Source organism: Aestuariivirga sp., from assembly GCF_044238155.1.
Classification (GTDB): Bacteria; Pseudomonadota; Alphaproteobacteria; order Rhizobiales; family Aestuariivirgaceae; genus Aestuariivirga.
On the sequence record NZ_JBIIDX010000052.1, the window covers coordinates 1 to 19,963 of the forward strand.

Genomic DNA, 19,963 nt, shown 5'->3' on the forward strand with positions numbered 1-19,963 from the left:
CTTATCTCCAGGATGGAGCTCTCCTCCGCCATCTACGGGTCGGCCAAGGGCGTCTATGATGCGTCCCCGCCAACTCTCTTGTGGGAAATAGACAAGCTGTCCACGCGCATGTACGAGATCGCCAAGGTTCAGGGTTGCAGAAGAGCTGAATAAACGACAAGCCGCACGGCTACGATCAAGTCTCACAACTTCTGCAAGTTCAGGGCCGCGCCTTGACCTAATCTCGATCAACGAACCCAGTTCCAACCAGCCTGACAGCCCCGCGACATCCACGATGGTCGGCCCAATCGCACAGACCTCACCCAGTGGGCGCACGAAAGGGAGTTCCAGGCAGCCTCGCTGAATTCGACTGGCAAGCCTCGACAATGGCGATGAGTCACGCAATTCCTTCAAGACTGCTACGCCGAGCGCGCACCCAGAGCCTGGATTGTCTCACGTAGTGATCCATCACGCTGCTCAAGACTGGCGTTTACCGCCTCAAAAATCCGCTGGAGTTCAATCAACCGTGTAATCTCAGTGATCGGATTCACGTTAGACCCTTCTGAATACCCCTGCACAAAGCCACTTTCAAGGAAGTCTTCTAAAGGTTGTGCGGCAGCAACGGGTATAAGACCCGAATTTTCATCACGCGAATAGCCTTGGCTAAAATCAACATCAAAGAGGCCTATAGAGCCTGGACTGCGCCCACCCTGACGAATGAATCCGTCTCTTGAAATCTCCACTTCACCGCCAAGTGGATCCAAAGAAATGGGAGCGCCACTGGGATCAAGCACTGGATGTCCCAAAAGAGACACAAGCTCACCGGAAGGTAGCATCTGCATTCTGCCGTCCCGTGTATAGGCTATTCCCCGACCTGTAAGGACCGCCATAAAGGCTGAACCATTTATTGCGACATCTAGTTGATTACCCGTCTTGACAAAGTTGCCGCTGCGAGGATCGACATGTGATCTGCCAGCACCAAGAAAGCTAGTGTCGAACGGGCGGGTCTTTGATACAACAGATGAAAATGTAACGCCTTCGGCACGGAAGCCGGCTGTTTCAGCATTCGCGACATTGTTGGCAACTGTATCAAGGCGACGCATCAATGCAACTTGCCCTGCAATACCTATGGGAGAGAGATGGTCCATCAGCGTCCTGGTAATTTCAACAACTGCATGCTCAGCAAGAGAGAGTTATCAAAAGACGACAGCAAGGGCCGAGTCAGATTTATCTGCTGGAGATCAACACCCGATGGAGCTTGAGTAGCCTGCCACTTTGCAGTAAAGCGCGTGATAAAATTATCGAGTTTCACCGGGTCCGCAAAGTCTGCAATATCAATCTTTGTCCGAAGATAAGTCGCCTGCGTGTCAATGTCTGTGGATGAGTAGGTGGAAGGAAGGCCAAGAGCTGTCTGAACAACCTTATAGAGCGCTGCATCTGCCATCAGTCCATAAACACTTGATACTACAGAAGCTTTTCTCTGAAAGTATAGAGCAAGACGAAGTCCTTCATCTGTTTTACCTGCATCTGATTCAAGCTGAATGCGAATATAACGATCAACAGTACCCTGCTGTACCCGGTCAAATGCTGTCGTTGCAGCTCCGTACCTTGCAAAATTGAATGTCTCGGCAAATTCCCGGAATCGTGGATCCGCAAGTTGCAGAGCAAAGCTTTTTTCGCCATCAGTTCCTTCAACAAGAACCTTACGCATGAAAGCTTTGCCAAATATCATATCCTTTAATCCAAAGGCAGTCATTGCAAACTTATAGATGCGATCATTCCTCAGGAACTCGTCAACTGACTTTACATTTCGTACATTTGCCAGATAGTAATCAGATTCTCTCTTGATCTCGGGACGTCTTGCAACCACTGCAAGACTACGATCAATATTCTGAGTAATTTGTTGGTACTTGGATACTGTTCCGAGCATAACTCTCTGTCCAGATATTGATACATATGCTCATCTGGCTTGTCTGAGACTGAACGACTACCATACAGGTCCACGCAAGCTGCCAAGACTAGCTACAGAACACTTCAATAGCGTAGAGAGTATCAGCATATGACCTTTCTAATCGGCATGGTCATTGTATTTGGCTGCCTGCTTGGTGGCTTTGCTGCAATGGGTGGCCACATTTCAGTTCTGTGGCAGCCCTTCGAGTATGTCATTATCCTAGGGTCAGCCATCGGTACATTTTTCGTCGCAAACTCCATGAAGGTCGTCAAGGACTCCTTCAAAGGTATAATGGAAGCCATAAAGGAAGCTTCACCAAAGCCAAGAGATTATCTTGATACACTAGCCATTCTTTATGCACTCATGAGGGAATTGAGAACCAAGACACGCACGGAAATGGAAATCCATGTCGATAATCCAGCTGAGTCTGAGATATTCAAGGCCTTTCCCAAGATTCTTGCTGACAAGGATCTGACCAACTTCATTTGTGACTTCTGTAGGCTAATCATAATCGGGAACGCCCGCACTCATGAAATCGAAGCCCTGATGGACGAAGAGATTCAAACAATCCAGCGGGATAAGCTGAAGGTTTATCTTGCCTTATCAGCCGTTGCTGATGCTCTGCCAGCGCTTGGCATTGTTGCCGCGGTATTAGGTGTAATCAAGGCAATGGGCGCCCTGGATCAACCACCGGAAGTCTTGGGCCATCTCATAGGTGCCGCCCTGGTCGGGACTTTTGCTGGTATACTTTTTTCGTATGGTATTTTCGGACCTCTAGCCACAAAAGTCAAAACGGTGCGTGAAAAGAAAGTTCGTCTTTATGTCATCATCAAGCAGACGCTCCTGGCTTTCATGAATGGCGCTATGCCTCAAGTTGCGCTGGAACATGGCCGTAAAACGATATCGGCCTATGAGAGACCCAGTATTTCCGAGGTCGAACAGGAAACGATGAACGCTGGCGCTAACGACGTAAAGGTCGCTTGAAATGCGGCAGCTCGATGGAAGCTTCTTCAGACCACCCAGACCCCCAGTACTTTCAGGGTTATCAAGTGTGCAAACGCTTGCTTCAAAAATTGCGGAGGCATGCCAGAGGTCCCTCATGTACATTCGCTCCACCGGTTGGTCAGTTGTGCTGGATCGCATCGAGGACCTCGCAGCTCTGCAGGACGATGGTTTATGCCGGCATGTTCGTGTAGAATCTGATTTGGGATCACTGACACTGCAAATCCACTTTGATCGTCAGGCGATTGCGGCAATTACAGAGTCAGCTCTGGGTGGTACCGGAATGGAGTCCCCTTTTATTTTTACAGAACGACCAGTTTCAGCTATTGAAAATGCGCTTGTTGATCACATAGCCACAGTGCTCGGAAACGAAATCACGACTGAGTTGACAAACCAATTCTCGCGACGTTTCAATGTTTTTAGAGATAAAGAAGCGCAGATGATTGCAGAGGACTCAAGTGATCTCACGCAAATCAGATATGTGATCAACATCTACACTTACAGCGGTGAAATATGCCTTACGTTTGCAACAAAAGATTTTCGGCAGCAGTTGATTGAAGATAACATTGACCCGTTTGTGTTAGATACAGATGAACCAAGGCAGGACATTCAGAATGAGTTGAACAAGTCAGAAGTCGATCTGACAGTCACTCTCAAGGCAGAGACTTTTTGTCTTGAGGATATTGAGAAATTGCAAGAAGGTCATTGCCTACAACTTACATCGACAGTCACCAGTCCCCTGACAATAGCATGCGGATCTGTCGCTTCTTTCAGGGGTACACTTGCGCGGCAGGGAGATCGCTTAGCTGTATTGATTTCATCGACCTCAGTCTAGACGGCGTATTGAAACAGACATTTTACGATTTATTCAAATTGTATAGGCAAACAAAATGACCAATCCGACTCTTGGGGCTCAAATCCCAGAACTAACGCCTAGTGACGAGACGATTGACCATTCCCTTTCATCTAGAACGTCACTCAGTAGTGCTATAGCTCGTATTCCAGTTACAGTTCAGATCGTAATTGGCACAGCACAGCTTCCGCTTTCACAGGTGAGTCAACTGACCACTGGATCAACCCTGACTCTTAACGAAAAGCTTGGAGCTCCAGCAAGAATGCTTGTGAATGGCCGTGAGATAGCTCGGGGTGATCTCTTTGTGGTAGATGAGTCTGAAGGGCGGCTGGGACTCACAATTCGTCATATAGTCGGTGCTGAAACAGCATCATAAGGTCGATGAGTGGCTCTTACGGATAGTCAGCAGTCTTCTTCAATGCGGGAGCGCACAGGTCGAGAGAAAGTTGCGATTCTTCTCCTGGCGCTTGGTGAGAAGCTGGGTACACAGTTGCTTCAGAAGTTTGATTCTGCTGAAGTCAAGGCGATCATGAACTCAGCCGCGTCCCTCGGACGAGTAGACAAGCATGATCTCGACCATCTTGTCGATGACTTTGCGGCACATTTTGCAAAGGCACTGGGTATAGGCACAGATTTTGATGCGGTAAGAACTCTGGTCGAGCGCGCATTTTCGCCTGGAGAACTATCAAGAATGCTCGGATCTCAAGTGATGCAGACTGGGCAGTCAATCTGGAAGAAATTTGAGGCGGGCATGGAGAATGTCTTGGTGCCATATCTTCTGGATGAACACCCCCAGACGATCGCCTACATCTTGTCAAAACTGGACTCTGAGTTTGCCGCCCGGTGTCTATCAATGCTGCCAGGTGACTTTCGCATTACGGTGGCCAGGCGACTACTGAAGGTTCAGGCTGTTGACGACAGTGTAGCCGAAATAGTGGAAGCAGTCATTGATATGACCCTGCTCATGAAAGCAGAGTCGGGTCTGGAGAATGACGGTCGTAATCGACTGGCAACAATGCTGAACCGACTCGATCGAGAGACGTGCGCGACAATACTCGCAGGGGTCGCAGCTTGGAAGCCTGAAGAGGCTGTAAAACTGAAGAAGTTGATTTTCTCATTTGAGGATATCGGGAGGTTATCGCAGGAGTCAAGGCTGACAGTTTTCGACAAACTTCAACATGATCAGATTGTCGTCGCATTGAAGGGTATGGATCCATCCCTGAAAGAGACAGTTCTCGCGTCTCTTGGCGCTCGAGCCAGACGAATGGTGGAGACTGAGCTGACTGCGGATAAGGGAATAAAGACAAAGGAAGGGGATCTTGCTAGAAGCGCGATCGCGGCTCAGGTACTCGAAATGGCGCAACGAGGTGATATTAGCCTTCCAGATGATGATCCAACTTCCCTCTGATATGGGTGTGTGGGCATTTGACTGAACAGCAGGACCAGGAAAGTAAGACTGAAGACCCAACAGAGAAGCGACTCACAGACGCTCGCGAAAAAGGCAATATCCCAGTTGCCCGTGATATGACTTTGATGGGTTCAATGGGCGGCATTCTATGCGCCATTCTAATGCTTGGCCCATATGCGATGTCCACGATTTCAAATAGTCTCAAGGCGGTTCTTGGGACAGCTGGCGTGCTAAGGCTTGACGATCGTGAAGCTGCAGTCGCGATCATGGTTTCCCTCCTGTTGGAACTCATCATGCCAGTTTTGCTCATAATGCTGCTGGTCTCAGGTGGAAGCATATTGGCAACCGTTCTCCAGAACACACCAACACTGGCAGGACAACGTCTCCAGCCAAATTTAACGCGTGTTTCCCTGATCGCCGGATGGCAACGACTGTTTGGACGCGCTGGCCAGATCGAATTTATCAAGTCATCGCTAAAGCTTCTCGGGGTCATGACCATCCTCTGGTTCTTATTTGAGAAGACACTGCCTGTTTTTGTCTCAGCAATGGGTCTTGATCCTATCTATATCCCAGAGATGCTACGAGTTGAGGCGCGTCACATAATTATGTCAGTCTTTTGTTTCGCTGCAGCTCTTGCAATAGGAGACCTGGTCTGGGCTCGCCATCGTTGGCACCAAGAACTCAGAATGACCTTCCAGGAGGTGAGAGATGAGATGAAGCAAGCTGAAGGTGATCCATTATTAAAAGCGCGCATTCGCAGCATCTGGCGCCAAAGAGCGTCCAAGCGAATGTTGGAGAAAGTGCCATCCGCCAGCGTCGTCATCACAAATCCTACCCACTACGCGATCGCACTGCGCTATGTCCGGGAAGATGGTGGAGCGCCGACTGTTGTCGCCAAAGGCATTGACTATATGGCAGTGAAAATTCGCGAAAAAGCTGACGCCTCAAATATTCCAATGATCGAGAATAAGCCGTTGGCTCGCGGTCTTTATGAACAAGTTGACCTCGATGAACAAATACCACCGGAGTTTTATCATGCGGTGGCAGAAATCATACTCTATCTCAATAGAACTGGCCGTTTGCAGGCTCGAACGCAGCTAAATTAACGCAGTACAAGGTCGAGACAAGGTTCTCGAGATATAGGGAGAGGTCTCCGGCTTGGGCTCTTTACGTGTACCTATTTGACGTCACATCGCGCCATATGACGTGGCTTTCAGAGCGGCAAGCTTTGACGGCGGCGAATATTGCAAATGCGGACACACCTGGTTACAGAGCCCAGTCAATTAGTCCATTTGAGGCTAGCTTACAGGATAAGGGTCTTCAGTTAACAGCAACATCAATCCGGCATATGGCTTTAGGACCGGCTGATACTGAGGCAGCATCACCAACATCAGGTACAAGTTGGGCATCATCACTCTCTGGAAATAACGTATCCTTGGAGGTTGAACTTATGGCAGCCAGTTCAGCAAACAGAATGATGAGTGTTGACGCAGGGGTTCTGCGGACGTTTCACCGAATGTATCTTTCTGCGGTAAAGGTCTAGAATGACAGACCCTCTCGCTGCTGTCATGCGCACTGCTGCATCTGGCCTCCAAAGCCAATCATTCCGACTAAAAGTAGTTGCAGAAAATCTCGCAAATATAGATTCGACTGCTACGTCAGCTTCAGGAGATCCCTATCGGCGCAAGATGGTAACTTTTACGCAGTCGCTTGACGAATTAACCGGCGCCCACATTGTTAGTGTTGACGAAGTCATTCGCGACCAACGTGAATTTAAAACTGAGTATTCCCCGGGACATCCTGCAGCGGATAGCCACGGTTATGTTAAGCTTCCCAATGTGGAGATGATGGTAGAAATGGCAGATATGCGGGAGGCCTCACGATCGTATGAGGCAAATCTGCAGATGATCCGACAAGCACGGGAAATGAGTTCGATGATAGTTGATTTGTTGAAGAGTGGGTAAGGTGATGGTGATTTCTTCCACAGGCCACTTGAATATGCCGACTCCGGCACTCTCCTCTATACAAGGTGTATCGCAAGGAGCTGCACAGACATCAGAGACTGGGACATCTTTCGCAGGACTGCTGGAGAGGCTTGCGTCAAACACGTCGACCTCAATGAGATCCGGCGAGGCAGCCGCACTTTCAGCCATTCAGGGAGACATGCAACTCCAGACAGTCGTGGATAAAGTCATGGCAGCCGAGCGAACATTTCAAACTGCTCTTGCTGTCCGGGACAAGGCAGTGAGCGCCTATCTCGAGATAAGTCGAATGCAGATATAGGAGTTTTCGATGCGTGCACTCTCGATTGCCGCCACTGGAATGGCCGCCCAGCAACTGAATGTTGAGGTCATTGCCAACAATATCGCCAACATCAATACGACTGGATACAAACGCAGCACGGCGGAGTTCACGGACCTCCTGTATCAGGTTGAGCGCATGCAGGGAATACCATCGCAGGCAGCAGACCAGATGGTTCCAGAAGGGGCTCAGCTTGGCCTTGGAACACGTCTCTCGGCAATACGTTTGATCAACATACAGGGCCCGCTGGCGGAAACAGGAAACCAACTCGATCTCGCCATCAATGGATCTGGCTGGTTTGCGGTTCAGGGTCCAAATGGGGAGACCGTATATACAAGATCTGGTTCCTTTAACATTGATTCGACAGGACAGATCGTAACCGGCGATGGTTATCCCCTGGAGCCCGCCATGGCAGTTCCAGCTGGAACAACGGCGCTCGAGGTTACACAGGCAGGAGAGATCTTCGCCACCCTTGAGGGTCAGGCTGATCCACTAGCCATTGGCCAGCTGACACTTGCAAACTTCATGAATCCAGCTGGGTTGAATGCACTGGGAGGCAATCTATTTCAGGCAACGGAAGCATCAGGAGCTGCAGTATCTGGCCTGCCTGGTAGTATTTCATTTGGGCGCATCCAGCAAGGTTACTTGGAGAATTCCAATGTAGACCCAGTTCGGGAGATAACAGAACTGATATCAGCGCAAAGAGCTTATGAAATGAATTCCAAAGTTATTCAGGCTGCAGATGATATGGCAGGTGTTGTAAGCAAAGGTATCCGTTAGTCGATGGGGTGCCTTAGATGTATCGCTGCTATCGTTCTATCCTCATCGATCATCGCAATTCAGGCGCTTGCAGATCAGGCTGAGGTAAAAATCCGATCATTGCCTGTTCCAATTTCGACGATCTATGCTGGTGATCTGATTACATCGGATCTGCTCACATCACGGCAATTTCAGACAACATCGAGATCAATCAGCGGAATAGCGCTTGATTCATCAGAAGTGGTCGGGAAGCAATCCCGTCGTCGCCTTGTTGCTGGAAGGCCTATACCTCTGACATCTCTCACAGTTCCTCTACTGGTGCGTAAAGGTCAATTGGCAAATGCAGTTTATCAGGAAGACGGGTTTTCAATTTCTACTCCCGTTACCGCACTTCGAGACGGCTCAGCTGGAGATATAATTGATGCGCGTGCTACAGCAACTGGAGCTGTCATACAGGTACAGATATTAAAGGACGGCAGTCTATCGGTTGTGAGTCAATGATAAAAGTAGTTGGTGTGATAATTGTGTATTTTTTTACTTACTCATTGGCCATCGCCGCATCTCGAATAAAAGATATTACGGATATACAGGGAATACGCGAAAACCAGCTCGTTGGCTATGGTTTGGTTCTTGGACTGGCCGGCACCGGCGATACTATGAGAAACTCGCTTTTCACCGAACAATCAACGAGGTCTATGCTGCTAAGGTTTGGCGTCGCCGTACCACAGGGATCTGTTCGAGCCCGGAATATTGCTGCAGTTGTCGTAACAGCGAGATTACCACCCTTTGTTTCCGCAGGCGAACGAATTGACGTGACCGTGTCGTCACTTGGTGACGCAACATCACTTCAGGGAGGAACGCTTGTGTTGACTCCGCTTTCAGCCGCCGATGGAAATGCATATGCCGTGGCTCAGGGTACGATTTCTGTCACAGGTCTGTCAGCCTCGGGTCAGGCAGAGCAACTAACTGAAGGCACACCAACGGGAGGCCGTATTCCAGGCGGCGCTTTTGTCGAGCGTGAACTAACTGCGGGTTTTAACAAAGCGGATGTTCTTTCACTAAAGATAAGAAATCCAGATTTTGCAACTGCAACAAAAATAGCAGAAGTAATTAATCGGCATGCAAGCAACGCCTACGGTAAAGCTATTGCTCAAGCTGAAGATTTTCGTACTGTATCCGTGAAAAGACCGGGGTCGATGACGGCATCAAAGCTTATGGCTGTCGTCGGCAACCTGAGTATAACCCCTGATGCGCCGGCAAGAGTAGTAATTGACGAAAAAACTGGCACGATCGTAATTGGTTCAAAAGTGCGGGTTTCGCCAGTTGCGGTCGCACATGGAAATATCACCATCCGTGTTACTGAAATGCCCGAGATTGTTCAACCTTTACCCTTTTCAGACGGATTGACAGCGCTGCAACCATCGACCGACATCTCTGCCGAACAGTCTGGCGACAAAGTTGCTTTTCTATCCGGACCAAGCCTTGAGCGGCTGGTACACGGTTTAAATCGAATTGGACTTAAACCGACTGGAATCATAGCCATTCTTCAAGCAATCAAGACCGCGGGTGCCTTGCAAGCAGATCTGGTCATCCAATGATTTATGTCAAGAAGTGCTCTACGACGATGCTGATTGGCCTAATCATGACAAGCCACTCTTCTGCTGTGTTCTCTTCTGAAGAACCAGTTGCGACTCAATCCCCATCTACCGAGACGATCATACAGGACTACTGCGCCGTTGTCATAGATCAGGCAAGTGAACAACGACAGGCACAACTGGCACAGTCACTCACAGCGCTTGAGGAGCGAATTGGTATAAAGCTGAAAGAGCTTGAGAGTGCGCAAATTTCGCTTGAAGCTCTGGTGAAGAAACGCGACGATCTCAGGCTTCTCGCAAAAAAAGAGATCGTTGACATTTATGCTGGAATGGAACCTGCAATCGCTGCCACACAACTGGAGGAGACTGACGTCTACCTTGCATCGTCGATAATTCGGCAACTTAAGCCACGTCAGGCTAGCGCAATACTGGATGAGATAAAACCAGCTTTTGCTGCCAAGGTTGTTAGACTCCTGGCTGCGGTACCTTCCATATCGGACAGTTCAGAATGAGAATATATCGTTTAAGCTGTCTCGTTCCCATAATTCTTGCACTTACTGGATGCTCAGCTGATATCTCCGATTTTGGAGTGTCGCCACCACTCTCATCAATAGGGGAGACTCTTGGAACCGCCGCCGATCAACCATCTGTTTCAGAAGTTGAGGGGTTGGCGGTAACCTCAAAGAACTGGGTCGGTGGCTACGCTGACTACTTTCGGGATGCACGTGCAAGTCGGCAAGGCGATCTTCTCACTGTGATGATTTCGATCAACGATAAGGCAACTCTTAACAGTACGTCGAACCGCAATCGGCGCTCGTTTGCGGACGGGGCACTGGGGTTGAACTATGACGTGATGGGCGTTGTTGAGGCTGATGTGAATGGGTCCGCAAATGTTGACTCCAATACGAGCAGCGCAGGTCAGGGAACGACAGCAAGATCAGAAACGATCGAGATTGCCGTTGCGGCGATGGTCACACGCGTTCTGCCAAATGGCTATTTGTTGATAGAAGGAAGTCAGGAGGTCGCAGTCAATTTTGAACAGAGGGCCTTGCATGTTTCTGGTGTGGTCCGGCCAGTAGACATCTCACCCGGCAACTCAATTTCTTACGAGAAGATTGCAGAAGCCCGGATTTCTTATGGTGGCCGTGGCCGTATCAGTGAAGTCCAACAACCAGGTTGGGGTCAACAGCTTTGGGATCGGGTTTCTCCGTTCTAGGGGCGTGAATACAAGTGGCAAGCGATGGTATAGAGCGCAGGGATGGGGCAATGATGACAGCAGTCATCTTTGCAGTTTTGACAGTCATTGGTGCAGGTGCGGGTTATGCAGTAGGCGTACTATTAGAAAAATCACCAGAATCTGTGGTTCCGACGGATCTTTTGTCAGATGACAAGGAAGCTAACCCACTCAAAAAAATCATGACTTCTGTTTCTTCTGCTGACTCTCAATCAGTAGCAGCAGAGCTGTCATCTTCCGCCACACTTTCAAATTTCTCGAACAGACAGAATGCGGTTCACGACCGGCTTGTTAGTCTGCCACCTATAGTGACTACGCTCGCACGGCCGAATGGTAAGTGGATCCGTCTGGAGGGATCAATTGCAGTTCGATCCGACACAGAGCAACCTCCAGAAAACCTGGCGGAAGAGACAGGAGAGCACATTCTGGCCTATCTCCGCACAGTCGAACTCGATCATATATCAGGGCCGTCAGGTTTTCTTGCTCTGCGAGATGATCTGAATGAAACCGTGCAAGTTCTATCACATGGTGATGTGAGTAGAGTTCTAATTCATGGCTTTATTGTTGAATGAAGCGAATCGCTTTTTTTTGCATATTTGTACTGTTTCCTCTGCCAGCATTAGCGCAGATACCTGACTTGGGAGAGTTGATGCCGGCCGATGTGGCTTCGGCATCGGGTCGAATCATTCAGCTAGTCATTCTTCTCACTGTCCTGTCGATTGCGCCAGGTCTTCTGATCATGGTAACGAGCTTTACTCGAATAATTATCGCCTTGTCATTCTTGAGATCCGGTCTGGGATTGCAGAGTACACCGGCAAATCTTGTGATGGTCTCTCTAGCATTGTTCCTGACTTTCTTTATCATGGCACCGGTGTTTGAAAAGGCGAAGTCAGAGGGACTGGATCCTTATCTCGCCAGGCAAATAACTGATCAAGAAGCATACACCCGTATCACCAGTCCATTTCGAGACTTCATGCTGAAGAACGTCCGTGAAAAGGACCTGGCGCTCTTTGAAAACGTCGCCCAGAGGCAAAAAATTGTTATGGATCAAGACGCAGCGGCGGATTTAAGGGTCTTGGTTCCAGCTTTTATGATATCGGAACTTCGGAGAGGTTTTGAGATAGGATTTCTGATCATACTCCCGTTTCTCGTCATAGACCTGATTGTAGCCATTCTAACAATGTCAATGGGCATGATGATGCTGCCGCCTACCATCATTTCTCTACCGTTCAAGATTCTATTTTTTGTCCTTATTGACGGCTGGCATCTGCTCGCTGGAAGTCTGATGAGCTCCTTTACTGTCTTTTAACCGCTTCCCTTAGTGGCACAGTAGCAAGTTCGAGATAGCTTTTTTGACGACGGGGAGGCTCGCCCTCCAGCATGACGCAAATTCGTCCGTCCGGCTGAGCCCGGAATCATAAACAGTTTGTCGCATATGGGTAAGGGGACACTCGACCTATGACTAGCATCATGACCAACCAGGCAGCAATGACTGCCCTTCAGAGTCTTACCAATACCAATAGGACCTTAAGTCAGACTCAATCGCGGATATCAACGGGTTATCGCGTCAGTAGCGCGGAAGATAATGCGGCCTACTGGTCGATTGCGACGACCATGAAGTCAGACCGAGGTGCCCTTTCCACCATCAAGGACGCACTGGGGCTGGGCGCAGCGACTATTGACGTTGCCTATACCGGAATGAACAGCGCAATAGATGTTACGAAGGAAATAAAAAACAAGTTGATCGCAGCAAGACAGCCTGGAGTAGACCGCCAAAAGGTACAATCTGAAATCACCGAACTACAGAATCAATTGAAGAGCATCTCCGACTCTTCCGTGTTTTCAGGCGAAAACTGGCTTTCGGTTGATTCCGGCGCTGCAACCTTCAATGTTACCAAGACTATGATCGCCTCTTTTTCAAGAAGCGGCGGTGAGGTGTCAGTTGGAACGATTTCAATTGACATTGACAGTGTGAAGCTCTTTGACGCAGATGATCAGTCGGGAATTCTGGACACCGAAGACACAACTGAGAATAGTGCCGAGGCCTACTCAGTATTCAACCTCGATATTTCAGAGTATACCGATACAGACAATGATCTTGCCGATCTGGAGCAGATGATTGGGTTCGTTGATCAGGCAATCGGCAGCATGACAACAGCAGCAAGTAATCTGGGCGCAATTAAGCAACGGACAAAGCTCCAGGCTGACTTTGTCTCTGCGCTTATGGTTGCCATTGATCAGGGGGTCGGTGCACTGGTCGACGCCGATATGAATGAGGAGTCTACAAAGTTGCAAGCTCTTCAGGTTCAGCAGCAGTTGGGTATTCAAGCACTTAGTATTGCCAATCAGAACAGTCAGATGGTTCTGTCGCTCTTTAGATAGAGGACTCAACAGATAACAGGGACGCGACAGTCAGACTTGGCTATCGCGTCTTTTTTAATACAAAAAAAACTCTAGCATGTTTACCTTACTGGCTCGCGATGGAAGCGGGCAAACCCCGCTAAGGCATGATGCCCACTCCATTCTGCCGGGTCTTTTTACCGGATCATCCTGTTTGTAATGAGTTTTAGGGACACGCGCCTCATGGCCAGTATCATGACTAATACGTCTGCAATGACAGCATTGCAGAGTCTCGGTTCAACCAACAGACAACTTTCGATCACACAGGCAAGAATATCGACTGGATTCCGCGTTGCAGATGCTGAGAACAACGCAGCCTATTGGTCTATTGCCACTACCATGCGCTCGGATAATGGTGCTCTCTCGACCGTGAAAGACGCTCTGGGACTGGGGGCGGCGACACTTGATGTGGCATATACCGGCCTGAACAAGGCCATTGATGTCACCAAGGAAATCAAAAACAAGTTAGTTGCAGCGCGGCAACCAGGTATAGATAGAGACAAGGTGCAGACAGAGATCCTGGAACTGCAAAACCAACTGCGGAGTGTTGCAGATTCCTCAATCTTTTCGGGTGAAAACTGGTTATCAGTTGACTCAGGACAGCCAAATTACAATGCCTCTAAAACGATTGTCGCTTCCTTCTCCAGGGCCAATGGGGAGGTAACCATCGGAACTATTTCAGTTGATATAACAACGACTGAATTGATTGACTCTGACGATCAGTCAGGAATTCTTGATAGCGAAGATACAACTGACAATGGCAACGAAGACTACTCCATCTTGTCATTAGATATTTCAACAATCACGGACACAAATGATGACCTTCAGGATCTTGAACAGATGATCTCGTGGGTGGACGAGGGTATTGGCAAGATGACAACGGCTGCAAGCAATCTAGGTGCCGTTAAGCAACGAACAAACATGCAGAAGGAGTTCGTAAGCTCTCTTATGGATGCCATTTCTCGTGGCATCGGCACTCTCGTAGATGCCGATATGAATGAGGAGTCAACAAAACTTCAGGCTCTCCAGGTTCAGCAGCAGCTGGGAGTTCAAGCTTTGAGTATTGCCAATCAGAACAGCCAGCAGATTCTCTCCCTCTTCAGGGGTTGATAGAATTACGTGCGAGAGATGAGCATCCGGTTGGCTATCGGCCGGATGCCATATCTCTCTCGATATCAGCTCTGTATCGCTAGATTAACCATTCGCTAACCATGTTTGGAATAGCCTCGAGCAGGCGATTCTGCGCTGACCAGCGCAGGGGCATGAAGCCACGACCGCCTGCCGGCCAAGATCCGGAATGTCATCCCGATAAGCCTTCGGCAAGAGGATGTCGCCATGGCCAGCATATTGACAAATGGGTCAGCAATGACGGCGTTGCAGAATCTTACTGCAACGATCCGTAAGCTTGATGAGACACAGACACGAATCTCTACCGGTCTCAGGGTTGGCCGTGCCGAGGATAATGCCGCCTACTGGTCAATTGCCACGACGATGCGTTCTGACAACGGAGCGCTTTCAACCGTCAAGGACGCTCTTGGCTTAGGATCGGCAACAATCGATGTCGCGTATACAGGCATTTCAAGCGCAATTGATGCCGTAAAGGAAATTAAGAACAAACTTGTCGCTGCGAGGCAGCCAGGAGTTGACCGCGTTAAGATTCAGTCAGAGGTGACAGAGCTTCAGCGGCAGTTGACGAGTATAGGAAATACATCAGTCTTCAGTGGGGAAAACTGGATATCTGTTGATTCTTCAGAGCCTGGATACAGCAATACCAAGACAATCGTCGCCTCGTTTTCAAGATCAAATGAGGGTATCTCGATTGGAACAATTACGGTGAGCGTCGAGGATATCAAACTTTATGACGCCGCTGACCAATCCGGAATTTTGGATGAGCTTGATACTACAATAAATGGTGGTGAGGATTACTCAGTAGCAACTCTTGATATTACTCAGTTGAGCAACTCTGAAAGCGACATTGCTGATCTCGAGCAGATGATTGCATGGGTGGACCTCGCAATTACCAAAATGACGACATCCGCTGCAAGTCTAGGTGCTGTAAAGCAGAGGGTCAGTCTCCAGCAGGATTTTGTAAGTTCACTTATGGCAGCAATTACGCGCGGGGTTGGCGCTCTGGTCGATGCCGACATGAACGAAGAATCAACGAAGTTGCAGGCCCTACAGGTTCAACAGCAACTGGGTATCCAGTCACTTAGCATAGCCAATCAGAACAGCCAGAACATACTCGCTCTCTTTAAAGGCTGAGCTGTCGCGATCTGACTTCTTAAGAGCTGGCTTCTTGCAATAATGAGATCGTTCCGCTGCTACGCGGATGGAGGTACGTTTGTTCCAGTTGGTCGATGCTCTGCAGAGATTTGGCACAGGTTTGTCGACTCTTGGTACCCGGCGATTACTGGCGCTCGGTATCACTGGATTGACCGTTTTTGCTCTGCTGGGCATCAGTGGCTATCTGCTCAGCCGACCTCAACAAGAAGTTCTATATGCTGGACTAGAAAGTCAGGATGTCACACGGATCGGCGCGGCCCTGAATGATGCGGGGATCAGATTCGATGTAAACGTTGGAGGAGACGCGGTTCTCGTCAATCTTGGCGAAGCAGCACGAGCGCGTATGCTTCTGGCACAAAAGGGTTTGCCACGCAGCGACAGCGCTGGTTACGAACTGTTCGACAAGCTGGGCTCGCTCGGGTTGACAACATTTATGCAACAGGTAACAAAAGTTCGAGCCCTTGAGGGTGAACTCTCCAAAACTATTCGGTTAATCGATGGGATCAAAGCGGCAAGAGTACATCTTGCTTTGCGCAGTGAGAGTGGTTTTCGTGCCACTGCCGACAAGCCGACTGCGTCGGTTATCATAAGAAGCGATGGTGAGTCTGGTGAGCGCGCAGCATCGGCGATACGTCATCTTGTGGCGGCCTCAATACCAGGGCTGTCGCCTGACCAGGTTACAGTTATGAGCGCGGACGGTCGACTTCTCGCCTCATCTGATGACAGTGCTTCGGCTGCACCGGAGAAACTCATTGGTCTTGAGCGTGATCTGTCTCGTGACATAGAGGGTCGCCTCATTCGTACTTTGACTCCTTATCTGGGTTTAGGCAACTTTCAAATAAGTGTATCAACCAAGCTGAATACTGACAGGCGACAGATCAGCGAAACGACATTTGATCCTAACTCGCGTGTTGAACGATCAACACGACTAATCAAGGAGAGCGGTGAAGCGCAGAATGCAACCAGTGACGCCGGTGTCACGGTTGAGCAGAATATTCCAGTCGAACAGGCTGCAAATCCAACTGGTGAGACATCAAATGAGCGAAACGATCGCAAAGAGGAGTTGACAAACTACGAGATCAACTCGCGCTCCGTCTCAACAACCAGCGATGGCTACTCGATCGATCGAGTTACAGTTGCGCTTGTGGTGGATCGGCAGATACTAGCTTCCAGTCTAGGTGAGAATGTTACTGATGAGGCAATCAATGCAAGAGTGGGTGACCTTCGAGTACTTGCGAGTACCGCTGCAGGCCTGATTGAGGAGAGGGGCGATACGATTACGGTCTCAGCAGTGAGTTTTGTCGAAATAGCCGATGATACGTTACCCAATGACTCAGCAGGGTTCATGGACTGGCTGACTACCAACGCATCAGGCTTAATGAATATCGGGGTTCTACTACTAGTCACATTTCTCGTAGTTTTTCTTGGACTTCGTCCAGCAATAAAATCAATCATGTCGGATCAATATCGGATTGGGTCAGGTGCTGGCCCGGCCATACCTTCATTAGGTGGCGACCCCGCCGGCATGCCAATGGCAGATATGTCGATAGCCAGTTCCGCGCTTGACAATCTTTCACTCTCACAATTTGGAGGAAGTACTCCAGATCCAGTTCTCGACACTCTCGCCCGGGAAGTCGCTCATAGTCCAAAAGATAGGCTCGCAAAGATTGTTGAACTCGATCCAGAGAGAGCCGCAGAGGTTCTCAAACAGTGGCTAAATGAGCCGCTAGAGAGAGCAACGTGATATCTCTGGCATCTTGGCTCAAGGACCGGGTGCATTCTAACGATGTGTCGCAATTCGACAATCTTGCGATGACACCTGTTTCTCCAATTGACGAGTTCGACAATTACCCGCTTGTTGCCGGATTGCGTGATGAAATTGAGTTTTTGAAGGCGCGTATCAAAGAGCTTGAGATGAGTCTGACGGCTTCGATAGATGAACGAGAAAGCGAACGACTCGCATTTGGAGAGCGGGAGCAGGCCCTCATGTGTCGACTTGAAGTCGAGAACACCGCTAATTTTGCACAACTTTTCGCCAATGCGTTAAATGTCCGTTTTGAACAAATAGAGAGTTTGCTTGTACAAATTCTCACACCATTCTTAGCTGAGCGCATTACAACAAAGGTGACAGATGATCTCATCGGTCTTCTGCATCAGTCTTTGCGTGACTCTACTTGCAATATTTTAGAGGTACGAGCACCACTACGTCTGCATGATACAATAGACCGTTCCTTCACCGAGCTTGGAATTCATACACGAATGGTTGTATCGCCAGTTATACAAATGATTTTTGATACGCACGCAACGCAGTTAGAGGACTATTCGAAGCACTGGTTGGATCTATTGGCAGACATACAGGTATATGACGAAATCTGACCACTCTGCGCCTGAAATTGTGATCGTTCGACGCCGTGTTGTTGATGATATGACTGCCGGCAAAGGTGGCGCTTGGAAAATTGCCTATGCTGATTTTGTAACAGCTATGATGGCATTTTTTCTTGTTATGTGGCTGATTAATGCCTCAAACGAGGAAACGAGAGCGCAAGTTGCGAGCTACTTCAATCCAATAAAACTTACGGACTCAAGGACTGGACCGAGAAGTCTCCAAGACACCGAGACGAATCAAAGTAGTCCGGCCACACCAAGTCATGTTCAAGGTACTCCGCCAACTCCCAGCGACCTCAAATCAGAGTCTGCTCTTATGTCCAATCCACCCAAATTGCTTGATCGACTGGCTAATACTCTTCAGAAAACGGTCGATGAGAAGGGAAGTATCAAGGCTGATCACACAGCAGGCAGCCGGTATTCCGCAGCGCCAGAACCCGGACTCGGTGATCCATTTGATCCACAGAGCTGGAAAACTGAAGCGGATAATGACGTCATGCCTATCCATTCGACACGATCATCTGATGTGAAGTCAATTCACAAATCAAATCGCAATGAAGTGAATATGTCCGGGGAGCAGATACCTCGCAGCGATAGAGCTTTGGGGCAATTGGAAGGCATAAAACGGCAATCAGCTTCTGAACAGGACAAGGTTGATACAAGCTTTGACACTGATAAACAGCAAAGCATCAAACCACTGCCGGTTAAACACTCTGAGGTGGACGATCTACTCAAGGACATAGCTCGCGAACTGGGCACTGCTCCAACTGACTTGAGTCGCTGGCTGGAGATTACCCAGTCTCCAGATGGACTCTTGATAAGCCTGACAGAAAGTGCAGACTTTGAGATGTTTAAGACAGGTTCAGCAGAGCCCGAACCAGATATGCTTAGACTGGTGACCGCTGTTGCTAAAGCGATCAATTCACGACCTGGAAAAATCTTTATTCGGGGACACACAGACTCTCGGCCATTTCGCAACAAGTATTTTGACAATTGGCAGTTGTCTACAGCACGTGCACACATTGCACGCCATATGCTTATCCGCGCAGGACTCGATGATGAACGCATCAGTCGAATCGAGGGTGTCGCTGATCGAGAGCCCCGTACCCCATCTGATCCCTTTGCACCAGAAAACCGCCGTATTGAGCTTCTGATCAGTCGCAATTGAGTATGTTGTATCACATCTTAGCAATGGTTTTTACATGTCTTACAGCTCCCGCTGTATGGGCTCTGCCACCAGAAAAACCATTGAACGAAGCCGTTTCAGCTTCACGAGACCCGTCAAATCCTCCAGCGACACCTACTGTCATTGGTCAAATTGAGCGGCTACTTCGTCTGCAGGATGATGCCACAAGTGGACAAGCACAGTCTATTCCACTTCAACAAACACTCATTCGACAGATCTCAAACGATATTCGGAATGGGCAGTATCCGCTTACTGGTGAACTGATTGATGCTGCGGCTGCTTACATCCTTAGCGGTGGCGATCCTACTATTTTAAACGTTTTCGAAGAAGAGCGATATACTCCGAATTCGGATTATGATCTTCTTGAGGGGTCGGCTCTTTTCATGATGGGGGACCGAGAGGCTGCAGCAACGCACCTGAAACAAATCGATTTGAGTTCGCTCAGTTCAACTCTCAGGGGACGTCTAGCACTTGCTTTAGCTCAAATACAGGATTTCTCTTCGCCGGCGCATCAATACTTTCTTTCAGTGGCCATTTCTTCGATGCCAGGCACACTGATTGAGGAATCCGCGCTGAGAAGATCAACTTTAGCTCACGCAGATGCTGGTAATGAGTATATGTTCTGGA

23 protein-coding genes and 1 pseudogene are annotated in these 19,963 nt (G+C 49.0%); 22 read left to right on the plus strand and 2 right to left on the minus strand.

Features of this window, described 5'->3' with window-relative positions; genetic code table 11:
* Window positions 1-398 precede the first annotated feature (398 nt).
* Both flgF and ACILRN_RS07235 read right to left on the minus strand, forming a co-directional pair.
* Window positions 399-1,127, minus strand: a complete 729-nt coding sequence (flgF, locus tag ACILRN_RS07230) for a flagellar basal-body rod protein FlgF (protein ID WP_395686899.1) — start codon at window positions 1,125-1,127, stop codon at window positions 399-401.
* Window positions 1,127-1,909 (minus strand): DUF1217 domain-containing protein, encoded by a 783-nt coding sequence (locus tag ACILRN_RS07235; protein WP_395686901.1) that lies wholly within the window; start codon window positions 1,907-1,909, stop codon window positions 1,127-1,129. Before ACILRN_RS07235 ends, flgF begins: the two co-directional genes overlap by 1 nt.
* A 129-nt stretch (window positions 1,910-2,038) precedes the next feature.
* On the opposite strand from ACILRN_RS07235, the gene motA reads away from it, so the two are divergent.
* The 22 genes and pseudogenes from motA to ACILRN_RS07345 all read left to right on the plus strand — a co-directional run.
* Entirely contained in the window at window positions 2,039-2,914 is an 876-nt protein-coding gene (gene motA / locus ACILRN_RS07240; protein ID WP_395686902.1) for a flagellar motor stator protein MotA, read from the plus strand.
* Window positions 2,915-3,029: 115 nt separating this feature from the next.
* A complete protein-coding gene (locus ACILRN_RS07245) occupies window positions 3,030-3,767 on the plus strand; it encodes a FliM/FliN family flagellar motor switch protein (RefSeq protein ID WP_395686904.1) in 738 nt (245 codons plus the stop codon).
* Between the two features lie 55 nt (window positions 3,768-3,822).
* The gene (locus ACILRN_RS07250; protein WP_395686905.1) at window positions 3,823-4,161 is read left to right on the plus strand and encodes a FliM/FliN family flagellar motor switch protein; all 339 of its coding nucleotides are present in this window, start codon (window positions 3,823-3,825) and stop codon (window positions 4,159-4,161) included.
* A 42-nt stretch (window positions 4,162-4,203) separates the two neighbouring features.
* Entirely contained in the window at window positions 4,204-5,193 is a 990-nt protein-coding gene (locus ACILRN_RS07255) for a FliG C-terminal domain-containing protein (RefSeq protein ID WP_395686906.1), read from the plus strand.
* 17 nt (window positions 5,194-5,210) lie between these two features.
* Complete coding sequence (locus tag ACILRN_RS07260) at window positions 5,211-6,299, plus strand: flagellar biosynthesis protein FlhB (RefSeq protein ID WP_395686907.1); 1,089 nt, start codon at window positions 5,211-5,213, stop codon at window positions 6,297-6,299.
* A gap of 95 nt (window positions 6,300-6,394) precedes the next feature.
* Entirely contained in the window at window positions 6,395-6,736 is a 342-nt protein-coding gene (locus ACILRN_RS07265; protein WP_395686934.1) for a flagellar basal body protein, read from the plus strand.
* A gap of 1 nt (window position 6,737) precedes the next feature.
* Window positions 6,738-7,157: a flagellar basal body rod protein FlgC gene (gene flgC, locus ACILRN_RS07270; protein ID WP_395686909.1), complete on the plus strand. Its 420-nt coding sequence runs from the start codon at window positions 6,738-6,740 to the stop codon at window positions 7,155-7,157.
* 34 nt (window positions 7,158-7,191) lie between these two features.
* Window positions 7,192-7,476, plus strand: a complete 285-nt coding sequence (locus ACILRN_RS07275; protein WP_395686936.1) for a flagellar hook-basal body complex protein FliE — start codon at window positions 7,192-7,194, stop codon at window positions 7,474-7,476.
* Window positions 7,477-7,485: 9 nt separating this feature from the next.
* Window positions 7,486-8,274, plus strand: a complete 789-nt coding sequence (gene flgG / locus ACILRN_RS07280; RefSeq protein WP_395686911.1) for a flagellar basal-body rod protein FlgG — start codon at window positions 7,486-7,488, stop codon at window positions 8,272-8,274.
* A 3-nt stretch (window positions 8,275-8,277) separates the two neighbouring features.
* Window positions 8,278-8,754: a flagellar basal body P-ring formation chaperone FlgA gene (gene flgA, locus ACILRN_RS07285; protein WP_395686912.1), complete on the plus strand. Its 477-nt coding sequence runs from the start codon at window positions 8,278-8,280 to the stop codon at window positions 8,752-8,754.
* The gene (locus ACILRN_RS07290) at window positions 8,751-9,851 is read left to right on the plus strand and encodes a flagellar basal body P-ring protein FlgI (RefSeq protein WP_395686914.1); all 1,101 of its coding nucleotides are present in this window, start codon (window positions 8,751-8,753) and stop codon (window positions 9,849-9,851) included. The genes flgA and ACILRN_RS07290 overlap by 4 nt, the downstream gene beginning before the upstream one ends.
* The gene (locus tag ACILRN_RS07295) at window positions 9,848-10,360 is read left to right on the plus strand and encodes a MotE family protein (RefSeq protein WP_395686916.1); all 513 of its coding nucleotides are present in this window, start codon (window positions 9,848-9,850) and stop codon (window positions 10,358-10,360) included. The genes ACILRN_RS07290 and ACILRN_RS07295 overlap by 4 nt, the downstream gene beginning before the upstream one ends.
* The gene (locus tag ACILRN_RS07300; protein ID WP_395686918.1) at window positions 10,357-11,064 is read left to right on the plus strand and encodes a flagellar basal body L-ring protein FlgH; all 708 of its coding nucleotides are present in this window, start codon (window positions 10,357-10,359) and stop codon (window positions 11,062-11,064) included. Before ACILRN_RS07295 ends, ACILRN_RS07300 begins: the two co-directional genes overlap by 4 nt.
* 50 nt (window positions 11,065-11,114) lie before the next feature.
* Window positions 11,115-11,654, plus strand: a complete 540-nt coding sequence (locus ACILRN_RS07305; RefSeq protein WP_395686919.1) for a flagellar basal body-associated FliL family protein — start codon at window positions 11,115-11,117, stop codon at window positions 11,652-11,654.
* Window positions 11,651-12,391: a flagellar type III secretion system pore protein FliP gene (gene fliP / locus ACILRN_RS07310; protein WP_395686921.1), complete on the plus strand. Its 741-nt coding sequence runs from the start codon at window positions 11,651-11,653 to the stop codon at window positions 12,389-12,391. Before ACILRN_RS07305 ends, fliP begins: the two co-directional genes overlap by 4 nt.
* 149 nt (window positions 12,392-12,540) lie before the next feature.
* Window positions 12,541-13,464 carry a flagellin gene (locus ACILRN_RS07315; RefSeq protein WP_395686922.1) on the plus strand — a complete coding sequence of 308 codons (924 nt, stop codon included), beginning with the start codon at window positions 12,541-12,543 and terminating at the stop codon, window positions 13,462-13,464.
* Between the two features lie 201 nt (window positions 13,465-13,665).
* Window positions 13,666-14,592, plus strand: coding sequence for a flagellin (locus tag ACILRN_RS07320; RefSeq protein WP_395686924.1), 927 nt, complete (start codon window positions 13,666-13,668; stop codon window positions 14,590-14,592).
* 225 nt (window positions 14,593-14,817) lie between these two features.
* Window positions 14,818-15,744, plus strand: coding sequence for a flagellin (locus ACILRN_RS07325; RefSeq protein WP_395686926.1), 927 nt, complete (start codon window positions 14,818-14,820; stop codon window positions 15,742-15,744).
* Window positions 15,745-15,823: 79 nt separating this feature from the next.
* Window positions 15,824-17,509 carry a flagellar basal-body MS-ring/collar protein FliF gene (gene fliF, locus ACILRN_RS07330; RefSeq protein ID WP_395686928.1) on the plus strand — a complete coding sequence of 562 codons (1,686 nt, stop codon included), beginning with the start codon at window positions 15,824-15,826 and terminating at the stop codon, window positions 17,507-17,509.
* Window positions 17,506-18,141, plus strand: a complete 636-nt coding sequence (locus ACILRN_RS07335) for a hypothetical protein (RefSeq protein WP_395686930.1) — start codon at window positions 17,506-17,508, stop codon at window positions 18,139-18,141. The genes fliF and ACILRN_RS07335 overlap by 4 nt, the downstream gene beginning before the upstream one ends.
* A complete protein-coding gene (locus tag ACILRN_RS07340; RefSeq protein ID WP_395686932.1) occupies window positions 18,128-19,318 on the plus strand; it encodes a MotB family protein in 1,191 nt (396 codons plus the stop codon). Before ACILRN_RS07335 ends, ACILRN_RS07340 begins: the two co-directional genes overlap by 14 nt.
* A 2-nt stretch (window positions 19,319-19,320) precedes the next feature.
* Window positions 19,321-19,963: pseudogene (locus tag ACILRN_RS07345) on the plus strand (hypothetical protein); the annotation flags it as partial.